The sequence below is a fragment of the Flavobacterium sp. LC2016-12 genome (genome assembly GCF_015351595.1).
Taxonomy (GTDB): domain Bacteria; phylum Bacteroidota; class Bacteroidia; order Flavobacteriales; family Flavobacteriaceae; genus Flavobacterium.
Genome location: NZ_JADKPT010000005.1, coordinates 1 through 25,550 on the forward strand (window position 1 = coordinate 1; position 25,550 = coordinate 25,550).

Genomic DNA, 25,550 nt, shown 5'->3' on the forward strand with positions numbered 1-25,550 from the left:
TCGAATCCTGCCACCCCGACTAAAGTCTTTTCATCTTTTTGAAAAGACTTTTTTTTTGCTTTAAACTTTTTTGAAATTAATATAACCGAACGGTTATAGCGTCCCGATTGAGATCGGGAAGGCCGCAGGTTCGAATCCTGCCACCCCGACTAAAGTCTTTTCATCTTTTTGAAAAGACTTTTTTTTGCTTTAAACTTTTTTGAAATTAACATAAAACGGTTCATAAAAGAAAACTTGTGGACCGAGAAAAAAAATTACCACGGAGAACGCAAAGTTTTTTTACCGTGTTAAGTTTAGCAAAAACACAAAGTTCACAAAGCTTTGCGGTTAGATTGTGTAAACATAACTTAAATCTTAGTGCACTCTGCGAATCCAGATAGCTCATAGCTCTCGGGATTGTGTTCTCTGCGTTAAAAAATAATAAAGAATATAAAATTTTCAATACTTCCCCACCCCATCTAACTGTGATTAAAGATCATAGCCTCTTCATTGAAATCGAAAAATTAATTCATATGATAAATATTAGCCAATCCATTTGGTTGTTTTTTTAAATAAGCTTTTTTTTGTAATCCCTAGAAAATCTATCGATGAAAAAAATAACGCTCTACATTATTTTAATTATTTCCACTTTCGGCTTTGCGCAGAAAAATTCAGATAATAATAATGAAAAATACATCTTATATAAAACTCACGCGCACGCTTCTTATTACAATAATAAATTTAACGGAAAAAGAACAGCGAGTGGCAGAAAATTCAACAACAACAAATTAACTGCTGCTCATAAAAAATTTCCTTTTGGGACAAAACTAAGAATCACAAACGAACGAAATAGTAAATCTGTTATTGTAGAGGTTATCGACAGAGGTCCTTTTAGCAAAAAAAGAGAAATTGATCTTACGAAAAGAGCTTTTATGAAAATCGCCTCAAACAAAGGGAGTGGTTCAATGCAAGTGAAAATTGAAATTTTGGAAAATTGAAAAACTTAATTTAACCCTAAATTACATTTTTAGTTAAACTATCGCTTTGTCCTTTTTTGGACTTAAAACAAGGACAAAACAAAACGAAATTTCGTTACTATTTTTTATTATTATAAAAATAAAAAACTTCAAAACACGCACCATACAACGATTAACCGAAGTTTCACAAATGTTAACAAAATAGATTTTCAAAAACCATAAATAATTGTATTTTTACGGTTCAAAATTCAGAAAATAAATGGGCAAAATCATTGCGATTGCTAATCAAAAAGGAGGCGTTGGAAAGACTACTACATCTGTAAATCTTGCAGCCTCATTAGGTGTTTTAGAAAAGAAAGTATTATTGATTGATGCTGATCCTCAAGCAAATGCCACATCTGGCCTTGGGATTGATGTTGAATCTGTAGAAATTGGTACCTACCAAATACTTGAACATAGCCACACCCCAAAAGAAACCATCGTAAAATGTTCAGCTCCAAATGTTGATGTGATCCCTGCTCATATTGACCTTGTAGCCATCGAAATCGAATTGGTTGACAAAGAAAACAGAGAATACATGCTTAAAAAAGCATTGGAGAGTGTTAAAGACGAATATGATTTTATTATTATTGACTGTGCACCTTCTTTAGGCTTATTAACCCTGAATGCCTTAACAGCTGCCGATTCAGTAGTTATTCCGATTCAATGTGAATATTTTGCACTTGAAGGATTAGGAAAATTATTGAACACTATAAAAAGTATTCAAAAAATACACAACCCGGATCTTGATATAGAAGGATTACTTCTTACAATGTATGACTCAAGATTACGTTTATCTAATCAGGTGGTTGAAGAAGTTCAAAAACACTTCAACGATATGGTTTTTGATACTGTGATTCAGCGAAATGTAAAATTGAGTGAAGCTCCGAGTTTTGGCGAAAGCATCATTAATTATGACGCAACAAGCAAAGGAGCAGTTAATTACATCAATTTAGCTCAGGAAATTATAAAGAAAAACAGCAAATAGTTTTTTATGACAAAAGCAATTAAAAAACAAGCCTTAGGAAGAGGATTATCAGCATTATTAAAAGATCCGGAAAACGACATTACATCAGTAGAAGACAAAAATGCTGACAAGGTTGTTGGAAATATCATAGAGCTTGAAATAAGTGCTATCGAAATAAATCCGTTTCAGCCTAGAAGCAATTTTAATGAAGAATCTTTACGTGAATTAGCCACTTCTATTAAAGAACTTGGTGTGATTCAACCTATTACTGTTCGAAAATTAGAATTTAACAAATACCAGTTAATCTCCGGAGAGCGTCGTTTGCGTGCTTCAACTTTAGTAGGATTAACACATGTTCCGGCTTACATTCGTATTGCAAATGACAATGAGTCATTGGTTATGGCTTTAGTTGAAAACATTCAGCGTCATGACTTAGATCCAATTGAGATTGCATTATCCTACCAACGTTTAATTGATGAAATTCAGTTGACGCAGGAACAAATGAGCGAACGTGTTGGAAAAAAACGTTCTACAATTGCCAATTATCTACGTCTTTTAAAATTAGACCCGATTATCCAAACTGGTATTCGCGATGGTTTTATCAGTATGGGACACGGTAGAGCTATTATTAATATTGAGGATTTAGACGTTCAGACTGATATCTATCAAAAAATAGTAAGTCAAAATTTATCGGTTCGTGAAACGGAGGCTTTGGTAAAAAATTATCACGAAGGTGTAAAACCAAAACCAGAAGGAGAAGCAAAAGCAAAAGCAGAATCTTCATTCTTAGTTAAAGAAACGCAAAAAAATACTTTCAACGATTATTTTGGTGCGAAAGTTGATATAAAAGTCGCTGGCAATGGAAAAGGGAAAATCACAATTCCTTTTAATTCTCAAGCTGACTTTGACAGAATTATAAAATTAATAAACGGATAGTGAATAAAATTGTCCCCATAAGTCTATTGTTCTTTCTTATAGGAACCGTTTCTCTTTTTGCCCAGGCAAAAAAAGACACGGTTTTGGTTGTTAAAGACACTACTAAGTATCCGGAAATAGACCCGCTTACCCCAGCAAAAGCAGCCTTTTACTCGGCCATTTTACCCGGTTTAGGTCAGGCATACAACAAAAAATATTGGAAAATTCCATTAGTTTACGGAGCAATTGGTACCAGTTTGTATTTTTATATTGACAATAATAAAAAATACCATGATTATCGTGATGCTTACAAACGAAGACTGGAAGGCTACAATGATGATGATTACCAATTTTTAGATGATGACAGGCTTATTGCCGGGCAAAAATTCTATCAGCGAAACAGAGATTTATCAGCATTATTTGTTGTTGGTTTTTATGTTTTGAACATTATCGATGCCAATGTTGATGCTGCTTTAATTCAGTTTAACGTAAACGAAAGATTATCAGTACGCCCGGAAATCTATCCAGCCGATGTAACATTTAAACCTAACGTTGGACTAACTTTTAATTACCACTTCTAAATAGTTATTGTCACTATTTAAAATTCCAAAAAAAAAAAAAACATAAAATGAAAATTGCACTTTTAGGATACGGAAAAATGGGTAAAGTAATTGAACGAATTGCTTTAGAAAGAGGTCATGAAATTGTTTTAAAGAAAGATGAAACTAATACTTTCGACGGACTTTCGACTGCTGATGTCGCAATAGATTTCAGTGTTCCTACTGCTGCCGTAGATAATATCTCAAATTGTTTTCATTCTAATGTACCTGTAGTCTCAGGAACAACAGGATGGTTGGAACATTTTGACGAAATGGTCGCACTTTGCAACGAAAAACAAGGTGGATTCATTTCAAGCTCAAACTTTAGTTTGGGAGTAAACATTTTCTTCGAACTAAATGAATATTTAGCTAAAATTATGTCACAATTTGATTCATACAAAGTGACAATGGAAGAAATTCACCACACTCAAAAATTAGATGCTCCAAGCGGAACTGCAATTTCATTAGCGAAAGGTGTTATTGAAAATAGTAATTACGCTAATTGGACTTTAGACGAGCCTAAAACAAACGAAATTCATATTGAAGCAAAAAGAATTGGTGATGTTCCGGGAACGCATACAGTTACTTACGACTCAATTGTAGATAGCATCGAATTAAAACATACCGCTCATAATCGTGAAGGTTTTGCTTTAGGAGCCGTAATTGCAGCTGAATGGTTAGCTGGAAAAAAAGGGATCTATAACATGAAAGATGTTTTAAACTTAAAATAAAAAAATTAAAGAGTAAGGTTAATTCAATAAATCAACTTTAAACTTGAAACTTTAAACAAAATATTATGACACTATATCTTTGGTTTGTTTTTTTCTTAGCTGTTCAAATCATCCATTTTCTGGGAACCTTGAAATTGTATCAGGCCGCTGGCCGAAAAAGTTGGGAAGCTGCTATTCCGGTTTATAATTCAATAGTCTTGATGAAGATAATTGGCCGACCAACCTGGTGGACAATATTACTTTTCATTCCGATTATCAACCTTATTATGTTTCCGGTTGTTTGGGTGGAGACTTTAAGAACATTTGGCAAAAAATCAACTTTAGATACTGTTCTTGGTATTTTTACTCTTGGTTTTTACATTTACTATGTAAACTATACTCAAAAATTAGAATACAACGCCAACAGATCATTAACTCCTGAAAACAAAACTGCTGATACTGTAAGTTCATTACTTTTTGCTATAATCGTAGCAACATTAGTTCATACTTACGTAGTGCAACCTTATACGATTCCAACATCTTCACTGGAAAAATCATTATTAATTGGAGACTTTTTATTCGTAAGTAAACTAAACTACGGACCAAGAGTTCCAATGACGACAGTTGCTTTGCCAATGGTACACGATTCTATTCCATTAACAAAAAGAAAATCATATCTAAGCTGGCCACAATTACCCTATTTCAGATTACCTGCTTTCGAAAAAATAAAACGAACAGATATTGTTGTTTTTAACTGGCCAGTAGATACAGTACATTATTTTTACGAACCAAAAGGAAGACCGGGTGTTATAAAACCAATTGACAAAAGATCTAATTATGTTAAGAGATGCGTTGGTATTCCTGGAGATAGTTTATCTATAAAAGACGGTTATGTTTATATCAATGGAAAAAAATTGGTTTTACCTGAAAGAGCAAAACCACAATATTCATACAAAATAGCATTAGACGAAAAAACTCCAATAGATCTGGAAGCTCTTTTAAAAGAACTTAATGTCAATCTTGTGGATGTAAGAGGTTTTAGAGATAACAATAAAAGAGATACTTTGTTTATTGGTGCCTTAACAGAAGCTAACGCAGAACGCATGAAAACAATTCCGGGTATTACAGGTGTTGTTAGAGAAATTGCGACGGGTAACGATGATCGAATTTTCCCTCACATTAATAAATGGAATGAAGATAATTTTGGTCCCATTTATATTCCGGAAGCAGGAAAAACAGTTGCTTTAACAAATGAGTCATTACCTTTTTATAAAGAAATCATTACTAACTATGAGCATAATACGTTGCAAATAGATGGTTCTCATTTTATTATAAATGGAAAACAAACAAATTCGTATACCTTCAAACAAAACTACTATTGGATGATGGGAGACAATCGCCATAACTCTGAAGACAGTCGTTATTGGGGATATGTTCCGGAAGATCACATTGTAGGGAAACCAGTATTCATCTGGTTGAGCTGGGATACTAACGGAAAAGGAATCAACAAAGTTCGTTGGGACAGAGTTTTCACGACAGTTGATGGAGAAGGACAACCACAATCGTACTTCAAATATTTCTTAATGGTACTTGCTGCTTATTTTGTTGGGGAATATTTCTGGAGAAAAAGAAAAGAAAATAAAGCATAAATAAAAAATAGTTATTTTTGGTTTCAGGTTTCAAGTTTCAAGTTTATACTAACCTGAAACTTGAAACCTGAAACGTTTAAACACAAAAGTCATGAATTCGTTATTACTTCCTACTTATTTTCCATCGATTAGCCACTTTGCAGTTATGGCTCAATCTGAAAATATTACTTTTGAAATGGAAGATAATTTTCAAAAACAAACTAATAGAAACCGTACCTATATCTATAGTCCCAACGGTATTCAGTTATTGAACATTCCTGTTAAACATTCTAAAACATTGCATCAAAAAACAAAAGATGTTTTGATTGAAAATGAATTTGACTGGCAAAAACAACATTTTAAATCTTTAGAAGCCGGCTATAGAAGCTCGCCTTTTTTTGAGTTTTTTGAAGATGACATTCGTCCTGTTTTCGAAAAGAAACATATTTTTCTAATGGATTTAAACATGGAAGTTCTGGACATTGTTACCAAATGTTTGAGAATGAAATTAGAATTTAGTAAAACAACAGAATATTTCATGGAGACAGAAAATATCTCTGATTTCAGGTATTTGGCAAATGGTAAAAAAGACCCGAATTCTTTCGAAAAATATCCACAAGTTTTTGATGATAAACATGGTTTTATAAACAACCTTAGTGTTTTGGATTTACTTTTTAATGAAGGTAAATTCGCTATGGATTATTTAAAAAACCAAAAGATACTTTAGCCAATCTTACAGAAAGTCTAAAGCATCTTTTTTCAACTTAACTAATATAACCCGACTCTTTTTTTTTAATCAATTAAGATTTACTTAGTCTATACATTAAAATACCATGTGGTTCTAATGTCGCTTTAAGTTCTTTGGCTGTTGTTCCTGCATTTTTTTTGCTCCAAACGTCAAAAAGACTGTACGAAACTGTTTTGTCCAGGGAATATTTATAAATCTCATCCACAATATTTTCTTTACTCCAGTCAAAAGATATTGCCTTAGATTCTGTTTTTCTATTGATAAAGCAAATGGCCCAATCTCCATTTTTGAGCGGTTTACACCACACTTGTAAACCATCTTTATCCAAATATCTAAAACCCTGAATTCCTAATGAATCCTGATCTACTGCTAATACATCTTTATTAGTCAATATTTCAAGCGTTTGCTTACTCATTTTTCTGATATCGTTACCGGCCATAAGCGGCGCTGCCATCATACTCCATAGCGAAAAATGAGCTTTGTCTTCATTATAAGTCATACCATTCCCCACTTCCAACATATCAGGATCATTCCAATGACCTGGTCCTGAATATTTACGCAGATTCGATTGTAAGTCGGCGATATGCATTACGCTTAATGAATTCCACGTTCCTTCATCATGAACCGAATCAAAAATTTGATAAATATCTTCTGTTGTACGCCACATTTGACCAATTCCTTCTCCCCATTCCCATGGTTTATTTACACCCCATTCACAAATACTGAAAACAATAGGTTTTTCTGTTTTTTTCAAGGCATTGCTCATGGTTTGATACGCTTCTTTTGCATTGATTCCTGTAGTAAAACACCAGTCATACTTCAAAAAATCAATATCCCACGCGGCATAATTTCTTGCATCCTGATATTCATATCCACGGGTTCCCGGGTATTTTTGACAGGTCATTGTTCCGGCGCAATTGTACATACCAAATTTCAATCCTTTAGAATGTACATAATCAGCAACAAACTTCATCCCTCGTGGGAATTTTTGTGGATCCGGAACCAAATTTCCTTGTTTATCTCTTTCCATTGCCATCCATCCATCATCGAGAACCAGATAAATATAACCCGCATCTTTCATTCCGGATGAGACTAATATATCTGCTGTTTCCATTACCATTTTCTCACTAATGTCTGTGTGAAAAGTATTCCAGCTGTTCCAGCCCATAGGCGGAGTTAATAATAAATTCTCTTTATTCTGCGCCTGAAGTGTCATACAAAAAACACCTATACCAGCTGCTATCCAATTTTTAATTTTCATAATCTTTCTTTTATTTATTTTAGTTTTAGTTAGTTCTTTTTTTCAGCCAACCATCTGGAAAGTGTTTGCATGATAAGCGCTTTATCCTTTTCAGGGAAATCTTTTACCCTTGTTTTATGACTTCCTGTTGGGAGAACCATTTTCAGACCATCCAGTTTTGGATCTGGTGTTGGTGAACAAGAAAACCATGTATCGTAACCTCCATAGATGTACAAAATTTTATCTCCTTTGTTTTCTATATATTGGCGAACTTCTTTAATGTATTGAGGATTGTATTTTATCACAACTCCCTTTGGTGCAAATCGATCATTGGAAGTACTTTTTACTATTTGTAGCAAATCTGCGACCGGAGACAGATCAAAACCATAATATCCTAATTCGCTTAAATGCTGATAATAAGATGGTAGATCATTAAAATAGGTCTTATCATTGTAAGTTCTAACACCAACTATATCATTCAAATAATCAAACAATTCTTTTGGAGAAGCTGTCACTGGCGGAATTTCATTGCAATGTCCTCCCCATTGCCAAAAAGAAAAAGGAAATTCTAAAACAGCATATTCCAGAGCTTCGGCATACGGAACTTCTGTAAAACTCATTTTTTTTGTTGTTGCATATTGTTGAAACTCTTGTAAAACCGCTTCTCTATTTTTTAAAACGGCTCTTTGAAATGCAGTAATTTTATCTCTGCATTCCGCAGTACCAATAGTTCTTGTATGGTTTATTGTTCTTGGATCTTCAGTCGAATCAATTAAAGGAGCAACATAAGGCATTGCCACATCGACATCATTTGGGTATTTTGATTTATAAATCAGAGCCGTTTCTCCTCCCTTGCTAATTCCTGTCGATATCCATTTACTAGTATATAATTGTTTTAATTTCATTACAATATCATGATAATCTGCAATAGCCTGATCGTTTGTTAAATACTCCCACGGAAGTGGTTCCGGTCTTGATTTTCCATAAAAACGATATTCAACTGCAATTTGATTTGTATTTAATAGTTTACTCACCTCACTTTTATTATTTCCTGTACTATAACCGTGTGTTTCAATAACCATTGGTCTGCTAAAATCCAAATGAGACAGATACATATAATGTTTAAAAGTTCCGTTTTGAGGATTTTTATGATCTAGAGGTTCGTTTAAAACCAACTGATAGGATTCTGAATAACCTTCCAAGTTTTCTATGGCAGTAATTTCAGCATTGGGAAACAATTCCGTTAGCTTTTGAAGTAAAATTGATGTGGTCTGCGCTGAACCATAATAAGGGCTCAAGACGATGACCGCTAAAAGTAGTAAGCGTTGTATTTTTTTCATTTTTAAGGTTTAATTGAATTTTTAAAAATACAGGCATTACAATTCTCCATCCGATACTATATTATCTGTAAATTATCCTATTTTACCTAGTTTGAGCTAAAATATCACTATGACAAAATATTGACTTAATTTTATTCCAAAACCAAAGAATTCATGATAAATCCTGAAATCTTTAATACATTTAATCCACCGTTAAGATTAAATACTCACTTAAAGAAATATAATAAACTAAAAAAAACAAAAAGATGACAATTGGAGTTGGCGGATCTACCGCAAAAGCAGAACTGGAAAAAATACAAAACATGACACTTAATGTAAAAGCCATTCAGCCAGAAGAATACCAAATGCGTATTCAGAAAGCAGTGTCAATTATGAAAGCAACAGGTGTTAAATCGTTATACCTTAATGCCGGAACTAATTTATATTATTTTACAGGAACCAAATGGAGCGCTTCTGAAAGAATGGTTGGTGCACTATTATCTGAAGATGGCAGTCTGGAATATATTGTTCCGAAATTTGAAGAGGGAACTTTTAAAAAATTCATGCAAATAGAAGGCAACATTAATTGCTGGGAAGAACATGAATCTCCATCTGTTTTATTTGGAAAAATATTGCAAAGCAAAAATATCAATGCAGGTAAAATTGCTTTGGATGAATCTGCAGCTTATTTTTTAATTGATGCCATAACCAAAGCCAATTCAAATTATGATTTTGAAAATGCTCAACCGATTACTACCGGATGCCGTATTCAGAAATCAGAAAATGAAATTGCCATAATTCAGCAGGCAAAAGAAATTACTATGGTAGTTCAAAGAGCGGCCGCACGTATTTTATATCCTGGAATAAAAGCTGAAACGGTGGTTGATTTCATCAATCAGGCGCATATGAAGGCAGGAATTTCCTCTGGCTCTTATTTTTGTATTGTGTTATTTGCTGATGACTCACAATATCCGCATGGCGTAACAATTCCACAAGATTTAAAGGACAATGATATCGTATTAATTGACACAGGCTGTCGCTTAGAAGGTTATTTGTCTGATATTACCAGAACTTATGTATATGGAACACCAACAGAAGCTCATATGAAAATTTGGAATTTAGAGAAAGCCGCTCAAAAAGCCGCTTTTGATGCAGCACAATTAGGAGCAACTTGCGGTTCTGTAGATGACGCAGCCAGAAAAGTAATTGCAGCAGGCGGATTGAGCCCTGATTACGAACTTCCGGGATTACCTCATCGTGTTGGTCACGGAACGGGATTAGATATCCACGAACACCCTTATTTGGTAAGAGGCAGTGCTACCGTTTTACAAGAAGGAATGGTGGTAAGTAATGAGCCAATGCTTTGTATTCCGGGACAATTTGGAATTCGTCATGAAGATCATTTTTATATGACAGCAAACGGGCCAAAATGGTTTACTACACCAATGCACAGCATTGATAATCCGTTTGGGATTGATGTAGCATAAATTTTGCTTTATTTTTAAGTCAATAAAAAAGGGGAAACGCTGTATCGTTTCCCCTTTTTAATAGTAACCAAACTATAATTATTTAACCAATAACTTTTTACTTTCAGTAAAGCTTCCATCGGTAGCAACCACAATATAAAATCCTTTTCTTAAGCGATTAACAGGATAAGAAGTCGCATTTTCTAAAACCTCAACAACACCTCCCGTACTATCATAAATTGTTATTTTTATACCGGAAGTATTCAGATTTGAAAAATTGAAGTTCACTATATCAGAAGCAGGATTTGGATACATTGAAAATGATTTTGTAAAATCCTTCTGATCTGCACCGGCACTTCCATTTTGTAAATCAATAGTCAAAGGTGCACTCCAGTCACTTATTTCAGTGGCATTTTTTGCTCTTACTCTAAACTGATAAACTGTTTGCGTTCCTTGTTTCGGAATCCATAAATAATAAGATGTTGAAGTTCCAAAAGTTGTCCAGCCAGTTGCTGCATTATTCAATTGCACTTCATAACTCGTTGCATTTGAAACGGTATTCCATGAAGCATAAAATCCTGTTGCATAAACTCCCGCATTCCCAATATTCCCTGGCGTTGCCAATGTTACCGGATTTGGTGGTGTCACCGTTCCTGAAACTACGGTATAATCTTCTACTTCTCCATCAACAATATTTCCGCAAGCAGAAGGATTTGAATAATATTTCATTACGACGCGCATTCTTGTCGATCCTGTAAAAGCAAGAGGAGTAAAACTTCCTGTAGCTGTTCCGTTAGAAGAAATTCCATCAATAACTTTTTCAGACGCATCAAAAACATTGTTCTTATTATAATCAATCCAGATTCCCCAGTATTCCAAATAGGCATCTCCTGAAAAACCAGGCGTAAGACTTACATTGGTAACCGAAGTTGGATTTAAGGTTACAATTTTAGAAGTATAATCAGCATAACCAGCCGTATCTTTCCCTGAAGCGTTGGTAAAACTTCCGATAGTAACGGAGTTAATGTACTCGTATTTATTATCAGACTGTGTTGTACAATAAGATGAATTTGCTGTGATTGTTGCAGAAACTTCATTAGAATAAGCAGAATAAATAGTATTTGCTTTTGCACGAACTTTATATTTATAAGTATTGCCAGCTGTTAAACCTGTATTAGTATACGTTAAGGCCGTATTTGGTAATGTTACGATCTCAGTAAAAACATTATCAGTACCTGCTCTTTCAATTACAATGTTTGTCGCATTTGTAGCATTATTCACCCATGTCAATTGCACTTGTAAGCTCGTATTATTAGCAGTTGCTGTTAAACTTGTTGGAGCCAAAACCGTAGTTGCAGTTTGCGTTCCGGCCAAAATTGATTCGTTAGGTTTTGTATGATAAGCAAAATCTAAAACGGTATAACCTACTCCACCAGCTTCTACTTTTACATGCATCCAGCCATAGCAAGTACGTCCTCTGCTTTTATATTCAAATCCTACATATCCCGTTTTATTGTCCCAGGTTGTATAAGTTGCAGTTCTCAAATCTAACTGATCAGGATAAGCACCAGGAGTAACAAAATTACTTGATGCACCAATTGCTGTGCCTTCGTTAATCAAAGTGATATTTCTGGTTCCGGCCTGGCCAACTAATCGTTTACCATACGTTTCCATTTTTAAAGCTGCAGCTGCATATTGCCAAACTCCATACTCCGTATTATCACCAATTGCCAAATTGAAATATTGCCACGTTTGTGCGGCCGAAGCAACATAATCAGGATTGTTTACATAAACTACTCCATAAGGCGCTTCAAATTTCAGATTGATTGTTTTTGAAGCACTATCTAATGTCGCAATTCCACCGGTAATGGCAGCATCTTTAAAAGTGATTACCACAGCAGCATCATTTGTTGGAGTATGTGCTGTTGCTTTACCTGTAAATGAAACCACTACTTTATTGTTTCCCTGAAGCGTCAATACAGTTGTTAATCCTGAAGGAGTTCCTGTTACAGTAAAATCAGTTCCTGTTGTTAAAGTTCCAGTGCTTTTAGTAAATGTTCCATTGTTTGTCGATAATGAAATTGTACTGGTTGTTAAAAAGCCACCATCATTTGCATCTGCTTCATATAAAGTACTATCAGATAATACCACAGCTGTTTTGGCTGTCATTCCTGTATAGATTGGTGTATTTGGCTGTGTATTATAGGCATACTCAGAGATTGTAAAAGCATCACCGTTTGCTGCAACATCAACTTTAAACCATCCGTAGCAAGTTTGTCCGTCAATTTGGTATTCAAAACCTACGTATCCCGATTTCCCTTCCCAAGCTGTATAACTTGCCGCTCTCAAATCTAATTGATTTGGATAGGCTCCGGGAGCTGTCATATTACTTGTTGGGCCTACAGCTACATTTTGCGCTAATAATGAAATATTTCTTGTACCACTCTCGCAAACTAACTTTTTGCCATAGGTTTCAATTTTTAATGCATTAGCAACATAACGCCATCCTCCAAATGAAGTATCATCTCCTTTAGCTATTTCAAAAGCTTTCCATGTTAAGGCTGAAGAGATATTAACGTTTGGCATATCAACAAAAAATATCCCGTACGGATCTGTAAATTTCAAATTGAAAAATATAGCTGTACAAGATAAACCAGTTGTTCCACCGGTGAAAGCAGCGGGTAAAAATGTAATTCCGGCTGTTGTATTTTGAGCTGCCGCATGATTAGTTGCTTTTCCCGAAAGTGTTACTGTTACTTGTCCATTTGAATTAACTGTAACTACTGGTGTAATTCCTGCCGGAAAAGTGTGCGTAAAATGAGTTCCGGCTACCATTGTTCCTGAACTAAGTGCAAATGTTTTGCTTCCGCCAATTGTTACTACCGATGCAGAATCAAATGCACCATCATTTACAAGAGTTTCTTTAAATGTGGTTGTACCGGCAACTAAACTACTTTCTATTGAGTTTACTCCAGTATCAATTAAATTTTGAGGTTGCCAAAGTGTAATTCTGGCAGGATGTTGTAAAGCGGCTAACATTCTGTCGATTTGGCCTTGCGTATACATTTTGTAACACCCCTGCGCTCCGTTATAACCCATGTAGTTTTCAAAATTCACTTTATCTCCGGTACAATTTGTTCCGGGTGTGCAAGCAAGTGTGTGTAAACCATCTTCGGCCGGTGTGTCATCAACCTCATCTGTTCCTGAGCAACCACCCTCAAAAGTGTGAATCAGGTTCATAAAGTGACCAAACTCATGTGTTAGTGTTGCTGAAAATTCTTTGCTATAAGAGTTATCATAAAGATACGCTCCATTAAATACAACACGGGCTGTATTACTAGCTGTCATATCAGAATTTGGATACCAGGCAACTCCCGAATTATTAAATACGCCTTCGTTATACAAGTCATTCTGAATGTACACGTTCATGTATTTAGTGTTATCCCACGCATCTGCAGCAATTTGATCATCATAACCGCCGCCATTTCCGTAGCCGTTTTTAGCTAAGTGAAAAACGACACCTGTTGTACAACCTCCATTAGGGTCTTTTTTGGCTAGTTTAAATTGGACTTTCAAAGTTCCTCTTCTTGCCTGAAAGAAAGGTTCTACAGTTTGGTAATCTGCATTTAGTCCATTAAAATCATCATTTAATTGGGCTAAATGATTTACAATCTTTTCGTAAGTAATGGTTTTGCCACTTTGAACATCACCGTAAATATGAAAAACCACGGGAATGGTGTAAGTAACCGCAGCTTCTTTTGAAGTCTTACTTTTACGTTGCAATGCAAACTTTTTTGTAAAAGCATCAAATTCTTTTTTTTCCTTAAGTGAATTCGGGTTAGACCGATACACTTTAGCATTTTCTTCTGTCGTCCGGCAAGGAAGACCTTGCGCACTCATTTTCACTATCGTAAAAAGAAGTAGGATAAGTAGTTTTACTCTCATGTTTGTTTGTTTTTTTTGTTATCATCAAAATTATCACGAAAGGCCCTACTTAACTGATACTATCTTATTTAAAAACAATACATAATTAACAGATTTTTAACCTTAAAAAAACATACTATTAAAAAATAAAACAGATTACATAAGGATTCACCACCTAAAAGCCATATTTCTTAAACATGTAAAAAACAAATCAATCTTACTCCGAAAAGTACCGATAATCGTTATTTTTTAAATTTGAACAATTCGCGGTTATGTAAGCAAAAAAAACCGGAACCTAATTAAAGGCTCCGGTCAAAAACAGGAAAACTAACTCAAAATTAAAATTTATCCCAGAAAATTTTTGTCGTCATTAAATCTCCACCAATAGCAGTAGCAGCTGCTTCATAATTTTCTTTATTCAATGTTTTATCAAAAAGAGAATAAATATTACGAACCGGCACTTTTCCTTGTGCTGCATCCACTGCAGTTGAAGGTGCTTGTAAAAGAGGAAAATCTAATCTTCTGTATTCCGTCCATGCTTCGAATCCTCTGTTATAGTAGGCGATCCAAAGTTGGTAAGCAATTTTTTCTTTTGCTGTCCCTGCGGCGGTTGCAAACTTCACATCAGCTCTATTAATATAAGTTTGTGCGTCGGCATCTGCAATTCCCCAAAATTGCATACTAGCCAGAATACCTTTTTTATAATATTCTTCAGCTGTTCCTCCTACATTAAAACCACGATTAGCAGCATCAGCTAATAAGAAGCAAGTTTCAGTGTAGTCGAAAATAACTCCCGGATTGTTTTTCTCTTTCAGCCTTGGCCCAACATTAGAGAAGTCGTTATAACTTACTTGTTTAGCATATGGCGCTCCTTTGTAGCTGCCTTCTTTTTTAGATTCCGGATTAAAAAAGATATCACGTCTCGGATCTTCTTTTGCATTTAATTCATTAACAAAATACTCCGTTGGCACCGTTTGGCTTTCATTAACCAAAGTACTGTACAGCGGATTCATATCAGTATTTGAAGAAAAATATTGAAACAATGCTGTATCACTTTCATTTGTCATAACCCCAGAACTGTAAGCACTTTCAATAATACTTTTGGCTTTTGCAGGCTCGACATCAGAAAGATGCAATCCTAATTTTAATTTAACGCTGTTTGCTAATATTTTCCATTTCCCAACATTTCCTTTGTATATCAAATCTGCATTGCCAAAACTGTCTTTAGTACTATCCATATCAGCAATAGCAGCATTCAATCGCGTTGCCAAATCAAAATAAATAGTTTTTGCATCATCATATTTTGGATAAGGATGCGCCTTAGTATCTAACGCTTCGCTATAAGAAACATTTCCAAATAAATCCACAAGGGTTTGATACGCCATTACAATTTGAACTTCAAGAATTGCAATATTGTTTTTCTTAACTGCTGTAGCAACCGATCCTAAAGCTTCTTTCTCTTTAATTTTATTTTGCGCATTTACTAAATCCTGCAAGACATCACGATATAACAAAACAGCATGAGAATTTCCTAAATTTCTTCTTTCCTGATTGTAATTTACCTCATCCGTATAAGTTGTGGCAGTCCAATATTGTACATACCCTCTAAAATTATTACTGTTTACAGAAGCATTGGTCAGGAAATTAGCATAGTTAACTTGCGCACTAGTCATCAAGGCACCTGGTAAAACTGTTGTATATGCTTTTTCGTCCAGATTTAAACCATCTAAATTATCACACGAAGCAATAGAAAGTAAAATGGCTCCTGCAAAAAATATTGTTTTTACTATTTTCATTTTGTTTATTTTTTAGAATTGAACTTTCATGTTAAAGTTGTACTCTTTTGAAGTAGGCAAAACTCCGGTTTGAAAACCCTGAAGATTTCCTGAAGAAAGTCCCGCTTCCGGATCTGCATAAGGTAAATTTTTACTTATTATCCATAAGTTCGATCCATTGACAGAAAAAATTATACTATTCATAAAAGTCTTAGCAAGAAATTTTGCTGGTAATCTATAACTCAATCCAACCTCACGTAATTTCACATAAGAAGCGTCGTAAACATATTGTTGCTCTGGCATTGAATTGTAAAAAGAATATCCATCAGCGCCTTCTACACTTACTACTTTATCATTTGGCGTTCCGTCTTCTTTCACTCCAGGTAACAAAATCCCTCCACCATTTGTAATGGGATCTCTTTGAGAATTGCCTAAATGATTATTACTTACCGTACTTTCATAAATACCTGTAGTATGTCCAAAACGCTGATCTAATGAATATACATCTCCACCTTTTTTCACATCAATTAAGAAATTGAATGAGAAATTTTTATAGTTGATAACGTTATTAAAACCACCAATCCAATCCGGATTTATATCACCAATAACAGCTCCGGCAGTCTGTAGATATCTTCCGTTTGAACGAATCACTTTTTCTCCATTTAGATAAGTAAATCCTGATCCGATAAGTTGTCCAACTGGCTTTCCTACCTGAGCAACATAACCTACACCCTGAAAAGATCCTAACGAAATTCTGTCTGCTCCGCCTAGCGAAATCACTTCATTTTTATTGGTAGACCAGTTTATTTTTGCTTCCCATGAGAAATTGTTTGTTTTAACCGGAACAACAGTCAACGTTACTTCATACCCTTTGTTCTGAACATCTCCTGCATTAATCCAAGCTCTTGTATATCCTGTTTGTGTTGGAGTTTCAATAGAAAGGATCTGATTTGTTGTGTTTGTTTTATAATAAGAGAAATCAAGACCTACTCTGTTTTTAAATAACTTAAGTTCAAGACCGGCTTCAATACCTTTGGTCAACTCACTTTTTAAATTAGAGTTACTTTTATTATTTTCTGTAGAAAAACGAATTCCGTCAGGTCCAAAATTATTATCCTTAGGATAAGTTGATGAAGTCACTGCAAAAGGTGCATCATTTCCTGTCTCAGCATAATTCAGACGTAATTTCCCAAAAGACAACCAATCCGTTTTAATATGATTACTAAAAATGTAAGTTGCCGTAATAGAGGGATAAGAATAGGTATTATTATCCTCTGGCAAAGTAGAGGACTGATCTATACGATAAGTTCCTTCTAAGAAATAAGTTTCCAAAAAATTAAAACTTGCATTCGCATAAATACTGTTTGTTCCAAGAGTTGTTTGCTGCTCACTTGGGCTATTTATTGGATCAATTGAATTATTCAAAGCATATATCCCCGGCACCACCAAACCTCCGTTAGTAAAAGCAAAAATTGAATTCATAACAGAACGTCTTGAATTTGCTCCGACCATTCCGTTAAACTTAATTCCTTCCGTAATATCCGTTTTAAAATTCAAAATTAGATCAAGATTAATTTCCCTAAACGTTTTATCATATCTTGTATATTGTCCCAGTGCATTCGCCATTCTTTTTGATCCAACAGCAATACGCTCTTCCTGTAATTGGTGATAATAATCTACAGCACCTTTACCAGTAATATCAAACCAATCATTAACTTGTGTAGTTAAAGCTACATTTCCAAAAAAACGATCGCGATCTAAAGTATTGTAATTGTTTGCTCTCTGAAAATAAGGATTATCATGAAACTGAATCGTCAAATCAGTAGGTCCCGCTACGCTCCAGGTTGTGTTTTCTCCTGTAAGATTGTAAGCATCTCTTAAATCTTTAAAATCTACACTTGTTGAATACCACTGTCTAATACTACTCAAATAATTATTTCCACCATCACCATAACCAGTTTCATTCATTCCTTTTGCATTTGCTTTTAAGTAGTTGGCAGAAGCAGATATTTTAGTTTTTGGTTTTAAGTTATAACTCGCCGAGAAATTAAAATTGTCTTTGCGATTATCACTATTTGGCAAAATCCCCTGATCAAGGTTATAATTTGTATAACCAAATCTAAAATCACCATTTTCATTAGAACCTGCGATTGCAATATTGTTGATATAGGTTAAACTATTCTGATAAAAACTATTCGGATTTTCCTTTACAGCTGTCCATGGTGTTGATTTTCCGTAACCAGGTAATTCAGGATAAAATGAATTCCAGTTGTACACTAGTAAATTAGAATCAAACTTTGGTCCCCATGAAGCATCATCTGTTGCAGCATAAGGATGTACGCCACTTCCTAAATTAACTGTTCCATAAAAATCGCCATATCCTCCACCATATTGGTTTTGATATTTGGGCAAAGTCTTTTTATCAACTACACCAATTGTAACACCTGAACTAAAAGTCACTCCCAAACCACCTTTAGATTTACTTCCTTTTTTTAGTGTTACCAAAATTACTCCGTTAGAAGCCCTTGACCCGTATAAGGCAGAAGCTGCGGCTCCTTTTAAAACGTTCATAGTTTCAATATCATCGGGATTGATATCTGCAGCAGCATTTCCGTAATCATATCCACCAGTGTTGCCACCACTTTTTTGATCTGCACTATTGGTATTATCATTATTTAAAGGAATACCGTCTACAACCCACAATGCCTGATTATTTCCGGTTAAAGATGTAGTACCACGAATAATGACATTAGTTGAACCGCCAATATTATTATTACGTCTAATTTGTACTCCGGCAATTTTACCCGAAATTGAATTCGCTACGTTCCCCGTGTTTACTTTCGTTAAGTCTTCACCTTTAATTTCCTGAGTGGCATAACCCAATGATTTCTTTTCTCTTTTCATACCCAAAGCGGTAACCACGATTTCCTGAAGCTGCTCTGAACCGCCGGTTAAAACCGCATTCACCTCATTACTCGTAACTGTTACTTCCCGGGTTTTCATCCCAATATAATTAAAGACAAGAACAGTATTTAGACTTGCTTTAATAGCATATTTTCCGTCAAAATCTGTTTGAGTTCCCGTTTTTGTCCCTTTAATCAATACACTCACGCCAGGTAAAGGCAATCCTGCATCATCTGAAACAATTCCTGATACAACCCGCTCTTGTGCGAGCGCAAATTGTGCTAGTAGTACAAAAAAAAGTACCACCGTTTTTCTTTGAAAAAACTTAAATTTCATAAAATGGTTTTATAATTAGTAGCGCAAATATTTTGCTTTTTTCGTAATTTTTATGATAATATATTATCACAAAAACCTATTATATTACCCTTTAATTACATATTTAATATTTTCACATGTATTATCTTATCTTTCTTTTTTAGAATGTTTTTTTAATTTTGACCTACTTTTGAAAACAAAAAAAGGAGAATTTCTTTTTACAGAAATTCTCCTTTTTTACTTCTTTTTGAAGAGTAAGTTATTTTGCTCCCGGAGGTGCTTTTTCTTCAATAAATTTTATAAAAGTATCGATCAAATGTTTTAGTGTACCTTCACCTTCGTAAATACTATGCGAACGATTTGGATAAATCATTAAATTAAACATTCTATCGTATTTAATTAATTCATTTATCAAAACTTCTGCATTTTTATAATGTACATTATCATCGCCTGTACCGTGAATATAAAGCAGATTTCCTTTTAAATTTTTAGCATGGGTTACTGGTGATGCCTGAATGTAAGCTGCTTCATTTTCACTTGGCAATCCCATATAACGTTCTGTATAGATATTATCATAAAAATGCTGATCTGTAACGGCAGAAATCGCTACTCCGGTTTTGTATATTTCCGGATACTGAAACATCAGATTCAAAGTCACAGCACCGCCACCACTCCATCCGTGTACAGCAACTCTGTCGCTATCAATAAAGTTCCATTTCAAAACTTCTTTTGCTGCCATTGCCTGATCGCGCGTATTGATAATTCCGATATTTTTGTAAATAGATTTTCTCCATTTTGTTCCTTTAAGCGATGGAGTTCCTCTATTATCCATTGCAATTCCGATGTATCCTTTTGGAATTAACAAATCTATAAAGCCATTAAAATAAGGCACATCATTCGCTACAGTTGCCATTGGTTCTCCATAAACATAAAAAAACAATGGATATTTTTTTGATGGATCAAAATCTAATGGTTTTGCCATTATCCCATCCATTTCAACACCATCTACCGTAGTCACTTTAAACTTTTCTAAAGAAAAGTTACGCTTTGGAGCTGTAAAAACATCTGCCTCTTTTGGTAGTATTTTTTTATGATCAGAAAGCGAAACTAAACGTGTATTAAAAATACGATTGATATTAGAATTAGTGTGTTTTGCATAAGATCCGTCTGTAGAAAACTCATACTCGTTAGTTCCTTCAAATGCATCAGGTGTCAATCTTTTTGTTTTTTTCGAATTCAAATTCGTTTCGTACAAATAACGCTGGGTCGCATCCGTTGGACTTGCGATATAATAGATTGATTTTGCTTTATCATTATAGGCTTTAAAATAAGCATCAAACTTTCCGGTTGTAAGTAGCTCTTTCTTTTTTCCGTCACGGCTAATTTTATAAATATGCATCCAGCCATCAGCATCAGAACTCCATAAGAAAGCTTTTCCGTTATCTACAAACTGACATGGAAAACCATCATAAACTCCTGAAGAAATATCGAAAACGTCAATCCACTCAGGTGATTTCTCCTGATAAATTAAATTTGCTTTTCCAGATTGCGCATTGCAATTGTAAATTGAAGCCTGATTTTGATTTCTGTTCAACTGAACCACCATTACTTCATTTGCAGCGACCCATTCCATACGAACCAAATAATTATTATCAGGTTCACCCGGAATAGCTAACCAATTTGTTTTTACCGAAGCAACATCAATAACCCCGATTTTTACAGCTGAAGGTCTTTCTCCCGCTTTAGGATATTCAACAGGAACAACAAACGGATATAAAGCATCTGTATTGTTAATCATTAAATGAAACTTTGTATCTGTTGCATCAACCCGCCAAAAAGCAATACTTTTCCCGTCAGGGCTCCAGCGAAATCCATCTCTTGCTGCCAATTCTTCCTCATAAACCCAGTCAAAAGTTCCATTAATAACTTTGTCCGTTCCATCAGTTGTTAAGGGCGTTATTTTTCCTGAAGTTAGATTTTCCAGATAGATATTATGTTTTGAAACGTAAGCAACATTTTCATTATCATTGGAGAATTTAGCAAACATAAACGAAGATCCTTCTAAGTTTGCTCCCAATTTTCTTCCTTTTCCAGTCGCTAAATCAAAGAACCAATAATCTCCTTTAGTCTTAGCTCGCCAAACGGTTTTTGAATTGGTGTAAACCAATACTTTTGTCTTATTTTGATTCCAAACCAAATCTTCAACTTCTCCGTTGAAACCTGCATCTTTTAATTGTTTAGTAGTTAAAACAGTAGTACTCTGATTTAATTTATCTACATCATAAACTAAAATATTCTCATCTGAATTCACCCAGAACGAATGCGAATTTGGCAGCCATTTTAACTCATTAATGTCAATGTCTTTTTGCGCAAAAATACTTGTGCAAATAAAAAGAAGTAATAAAAAGCGGTTTTTAATCATGGTTTATTTGTTGTTTAATAAGTGTTCTATATCTTTAATTTCAATTGGCATTTCTTCAGACAAATTAATGTTTCCATCCTCTGTCAATAAATAATCATTTTCCAGACGGCATCCAATTCCTTCTTCCCGAATATAAATTCCGGGTTCGCACGTTAGGACCATTCCTTTTTCAAAAGGTCTTGAATACAATCCTAGATCATGGACATCAAGTCCTAAATGATGTGCCGTTCCGTGCATGAAATATTTTTTATACGCTGGATTTTGAGGATCCTGATTTGCGATTTCTTCAGGGCTAATTAATCGCAATTTAATCAATTCCGCTTCAATTAGTTTTGCCATTTGTAATTCGTAATCTTTGGATAAAGTTCCCGGTTTCAAAAACTTCGATCCTTCTTTCAAACAATGCAAAACCGATTCGTAAACTTCTTTCTGACGAGATGAAAATTTTCCGTTTACCGGAACACAGCGTGTGGTATCTGAATTGTAATTGGCATAACAAACACCAAAATCTATCAAAACCATTTCGCCTTCTTTACAAACCGAATCATTGGTATTATAATGAAGTGCGCAGGCATTTTTGCCGGAAGCTATTATAGGCTTGAAGGCATGGCGATTTCCTCCATTTTTAATATATTGATAAGCCAATTCTGCTTCTAATTCATATTCTTTTACATCTGGCTTTACGGCTGTTAATAACGATTTGAATCCTTTTACACTAATTGAGACCGCTTTTCTAATCAAAGCAACTTCTTCATCAGATTTAATCGGACGTAATTCTCTCGTAATTTTGGCAACACGGTCGTATTGATGCAACGGATATTTTTGCTTACACCATTGAATCATTCGATCCTGACGTGTATTCATTTCTGATGTTACTCTTTTAATATGCTCGTTGTGTCCTAAATAGATTTTATCTGCTTCAAACGCGAAAAGCTGTATTGTTTTTTCAAATTCGTGAATCCATTTTACATTTTTAATTCCGGAAATAGCAGAAACTTTTTCTTTGGTTAAAAAATCACCATCCCAAATTAAAGTGTGTTCACTAACTTCTTTTACAAATAAAATGGCTTGATTTTCTTCTTTAAAGGCATCCGGATAAAGCACTAAAATAGTTTCGTCCTGTTCAATTCCACACAAATAAAACAAATCGTTGTTTTGTGTAAATCCCATTACATCATCTGCATTGTTGGGCATTACATCATTTGATGTTAGAATTGCCAAACTATTATTTTGCATCTTTTCGATAAACCGTTTTCGGTTATTTTCGAATAAAGAAACTGGAATCGAATCGTATCTCATATTTTATAATTGGAACATTTTAGTATCGACAGAAGTCGTTTTGCCTGAAATAATTTCAGTGATTATTTTACCTGTTGCCGGCGCAAGACTTAAACCCATCATGGCGTGTCCTGTGGCGAAAGTCAAATTTACGATTTTTTTTGAACGGTTGATTATTGGCATTCCGGAAGGTGTACAAGGTCTGAATCCAAACCACGTATCTTGCGTTTCGGGCATTCCAACTTCCATTTCCGGATAAAATTCATTGATACTATTTACAATTCCCTGCAATCTGTTTTTATTTATTTGAGTATCTCCCGTATGCGTAATCTCCATTGTACCTCCAAAACGAATATCAGTATTCATAGGCGTTACCGCTACTTTTCCTTCACACAAAATAGAAGGAATTGAAGGTTTGTGGTTTTTATCTTTTAAAGTAAAACTATATCCTTTTCCTGGTAAAATTGAAACTGAAATTCCAAGTTTCTTTGCCAATGAAGGACTCCACGAACCAGCAGCCAACACTATCTCATCAGTCGCAAATGTACCCTTGCTTGTTACAATTTTTGTAATTTTATTTTGGTCAAAAACAAAATCCTGCACTGCCGTACCCGAATGAATCTCAACATTCAATCGTGCCAGCTCCTGCTTGATAAATTGCATAAATTTCTGCGGATATAAATGTGCGTCACCAGTATAATGAACTCCACCCAAAACATTTGTTTTAGTACCTTTCTCTAATTTCGCAACTGCTTCCGCTGAAAGATAATCTACTTTCAGTCCTAACTTTTCTGCTTCTCTTCCTTCAAGAAACATTTCGTGCCCTACTTTTTCTGTTTTATATAACATCAAAAGTCCTTTTTCTTCGTAGAAAAAAGAAGTATTTTCTTTCGCAAAATCCTGATACAGTTCTTTACTCAACAAGGATAAATCACGAAGAGCAGGCATTGCTTTTTCGACATGTTTTTCATTGGCATGTTTATAAAACTGAAGTCCCCATTTAATTAAATCAGCATTTAATCTTGGTTTTACATAAAACGGACTTTTGCTGTCAAACATCCATTTCATTCCTTGTGAAATCATACCGGGTTGTGCCAACGGAATGATGTGCGACGGAACAATCATCCCTGCGTTTCCATAGGAACAACCATCATCCATTGCTGATTGATCAAAAATGGTTACCTCAAAACCATCTTTAGCAAGATAATAGGCCGAACACAGACCAATTATACCTCCACCAATTATACTTACTTTTTTCATTTTTGCAGAATTAAAAAATTCATTGAAGAAGTATTATATGCTCCTTCAATGAATTGAAATTTTTATTAGTTTTTAAATCACCTGAAAACCATGTGCATACGGATCATCTGACTCGTCGATCATAATGGTATTGTAACCGTACACTTTTGCCCAGCCCTGAATACTTGGTACAATTGCCGGAATTTCTCCAATGCTTGTTTCTTCAACAACCCGCCCAATAAACTTGCTTCCAATATAACTTTCGTGAATAAAATCTTCACCCATTTTAAGTTTTCCTTTCGCATGCAATTGCGCTATTCTTGCTGAAGTTCCAGTACCACAAGGAGAACGATCGATCGCTTTATCTCCGTAAAAAACAGCATTTCTTCCAGATGAAGTCGGATCAAGAGGTTCTCCCGTCCATAACATATGACTCACATCACGAATGGTATCATTTTGCGGATGAATAAAATAATCCGGATACTTTGCATTTATTCGCTTACGGACTTCCTGGCTAAACTGAATAATTTTACTGGCTGTAAAATCCTGAATTCCCGAAAAATTCTCTTGCGGATCTACGATCGCGTAATAATTTCCACCGTAGGCAACATCAAAAGTAATCTCTCCCAGTTCAGGACAATCAATTGTCAAACCTTCAGCAGCCAAATACGATTTTACATTCGTCAAACGTACCCAATCTACTTTACCTCCGGTTTGTTGGTATTCAATATTAACCAAACCGGCCGGCGCTTCCATTTTTATTTTCCCAGGTATTTTTGGGGTAATCAAACCTTCTTCAATTGCGATAGTGATGGTTCCAATTGTTCCGTGACCACACATTGGCAGACATCCCGATGTTTCGATAAATAAAATTCCGAAATCATTGTCCGGATTACTTGGCGGATATAAAATACTTCCGCTCATCATGTCATGACCTCGGGGCTCAAACATCAATCCTTTACGGATCCAATCAAATTCTTTTAAAAAATGCTGACGTTTTTCACTCATATTAGCTCCGTCCAAATTAGGACCGCCACCAGCTACAACTCTTACGGGATTTCCGCAAGTGTGTGCATCTACACAAAAAAAAGTTTTCTTTGACATTA

Annotated in this window: 17 protein-coding genes; 8 read left to right on the forward strand and 9 right to left on the reverse strand. The window is 34.9% G+C overall.

Features of this window, described 5'->3' with window-relative positions; all coding sequences use genetic code 11:
• Positions 1–587: 587 nt before the first annotated feature.
• From IRZ99_RS09715 to IRZ99_RS09745, 7 genes are all read left to right on the forward strand, one after another.
• Positions 588–977: a septal ring lytic transglycosylase RlpA family protein gene (locus tag IRZ99_RS09715; protein ID WP_194657098.1), complete on the forward strand. Its 390-nt coding sequence runs from the start codon at positions 588–590 to the stop codon at positions 975–977.
• Positions 978–1,215: 238 nt separating this feature from the next.
• A complete protein-coding gene (locus IRZ99_RS09720; protein WP_026982801.1) occupies positions 1,216–1,983 on the forward strand; it encodes a ParA family protein in 768 nt (255 codons plus the stop codon).
• 6 nt (positions 1,984–1,989) lie between these two features.
• On the forward strand, positions 1,990–2,898 hold the full coding sequence (locus IRZ99_RS09725; protein ID WP_194657099.1) for a ParB/RepB/Spo0J family partition protein: 909 nt from the start codon (positions 1,990–1,992) through the stop codon (positions 2,896–2,898).
• Complete coding sequence (locus IRZ99_RS09730) at positions 2,898–3,458, forward strand: DUF5683 domain-containing protein (protein ID WP_194657100.1); 561 nt, start codon at positions 2,898–2,900, stop codon at positions 3,456–3,458. The genes IRZ99_RS09725 and IRZ99_RS09730 overlap by 1 nt, the downstream gene beginning before the upstream one ends.
• 47 nt (positions 3,459–3,505) lie before the next feature.
• Positions 3,506–4,207, forward strand: a complete 702-nt coding sequence (gene dapB / locus IRZ99_RS09735) for a 4-hydroxy-tetrahydrodipicolinate reductase (RefSeq protein ID WP_194657101.1) — start codon at positions 3,506–3,508, stop codon at positions 4,205–4,207.
• A gap of 65 nt (positions 4,208–4,272) precedes the next feature.
• Positions 4,273–5,835, forward strand: a complete 1,563-nt coding sequence (lepB, locus tag IRZ99_RS09740; protein ID WP_194657102.1) for a signal peptidase I — start codon at positions 4,273–4,275, stop codon at positions 5,833–5,835.
• Positions 5,836–5,926: 91 nt separating this feature from the next.
• The gene (locus IRZ99_RS09745; RefSeq protein ID WP_194657103.1) at positions 5,927–6,541 is read left to right on the forward strand and encodes a WbqC family protein; all 615 of its coding nucleotides are present in this window, start codon (positions 5,927–5,929) and stop codon (positions 6,539–6,541) included.
• Between the two features lie 73 nt (positions 6,542–6,614).
• On the opposite strand, the gene IRZ99_RS09750 is transcribed toward IRZ99_RS09745, so the two are convergent.
• Together IRZ99_RS09750 and IRZ99_RS09755 are read right to left on the reverse strand one after the other, a co-directional pair.
• On the reverse strand, positions 6,615–7,823 hold the full coding sequence (locus IRZ99_RS09750) for a glycoside hydrolase family 27 protein (RefSeq protein ID WP_194657104.1): 1,209 nt from the start codon (positions 7,821–7,823) through the stop codon (positions 6,615–6,617).
• A gap of 29 nt (positions 7,824–7,852) precedes the next feature.
• Positions 7,853–9,142, reverse strand: coding sequence for a S28 family serine protease (locus tag IRZ99_RS09755; RefSeq protein WP_194657105.1), 1,290 nt, complete (start codon positions 9,140–9,142; stop codon positions 7,853–7,855).
• 245 nt (positions 9,143–9,387) lie between these two features.
• Here IRZ99_RS09755 and IRZ99_RS09760 point away from each other — a divergent pair, with 245 nt between their 5' ends.
• Positions 9,388–10,608: a Xaa-Pro peptidase family protein gene (locus tag IRZ99_RS09760; protein WP_194657106.1), complete on the forward strand. Its 1,221-nt coding sequence runs from the start codon at positions 9,388–9,390 to the stop codon at positions 10,606–10,608.
• 78 nt (positions 10,609–10,686) lie between these two features.
• On the opposite strand, the gene IRZ99_RS09765 is transcribed toward IRZ99_RS09760, so the two are convergent.
• From IRZ99_RS09765 to IRZ99_RS09795, 7 genes are all read right to left on the reverse strand, one after another.
• The gene (locus IRZ99_RS09765) at positions 10,687–14,532 is read right to left on the reverse strand and encodes a M43 family zinc metalloprotease (protein WP_194657107.1); all 3,846 of its coding nucleotides are present in this window, start codon (positions 14,530–14,532) and stop codon (positions 10,687–10,689) included.
• 317 nt (positions 14,533–14,849) lie between these two features.
• Positions 14,850–16,307: a SusD/RagB family nutrient-binding outer membrane lipoprotein gene (locus IRZ99_RS09770; protein WP_194657108.1), complete on the reverse strand. Its 1,458-nt coding sequence runs from the start codon at positions 16,305–16,307 to the stop codon at positions 14,850–14,852.
• A gap of 12 nt (positions 16,308–16,319) precedes the next feature.
• Positions 16,320–19,526 carry a SusC/RagA family TonB-linked outer membrane protein gene (locus IRZ99_RS09775; RefSeq protein ID WP_194657109.1) on the reverse strand — a complete coding sequence of 1,069 codons (3,207 nt, stop codon included), beginning with the start codon at positions 19,524–19,526 and terminating at the stop codon, positions 16,320–16,322.
• Positions 19,527–19,764: 238 nt separating this feature from the next.
• Positions 19,765–21,927, reverse strand: coding sequence for a DPP IV N-terminal domain-containing protein (locus IRZ99_RS09780; protein WP_194657110.1), 2,163 nt, complete (start codon positions 21,925–21,927; stop codon positions 19,765–19,767).
• A 3-nt stretch (positions 21,928–21,930) separates the two neighbouring features.
• Positions 21,931–23,226, reverse strand: a complete 1,296-nt coding sequence (locus tag IRZ99_RS09785) for an aminopeptidase P family protein (protein WP_194657111.1) — start codon at positions 23,224–23,226, stop codon at positions 21,931–21,933.
• Between the two features lie 3 nt (positions 23,227–23,229).
• A complete protein-coding gene (locus tag IRZ99_RS09790; RefSeq protein WP_194657112.1) occupies positions 23,230–24,465 on the reverse strand; it encodes an FAD-binding oxidoreductase in 1,236 nt (411 codons plus the stop codon).
• Between the two features lie 72 nt (positions 24,466–24,537).
• The gene (locus tag IRZ99_RS09795) at positions 24,538–25,548 is read right to left on the reverse strand and encodes a 4-hydroxyproline epimerase (RefSeq protein WP_194657113.1); all 1,011 of its coding nucleotides are present in this window, start codon (positions 25,546–25,548) and stop codon (positions 24,538–24,540) included.
• Positions 25,549–25,550: the final 2 nt, after the last annotated feature.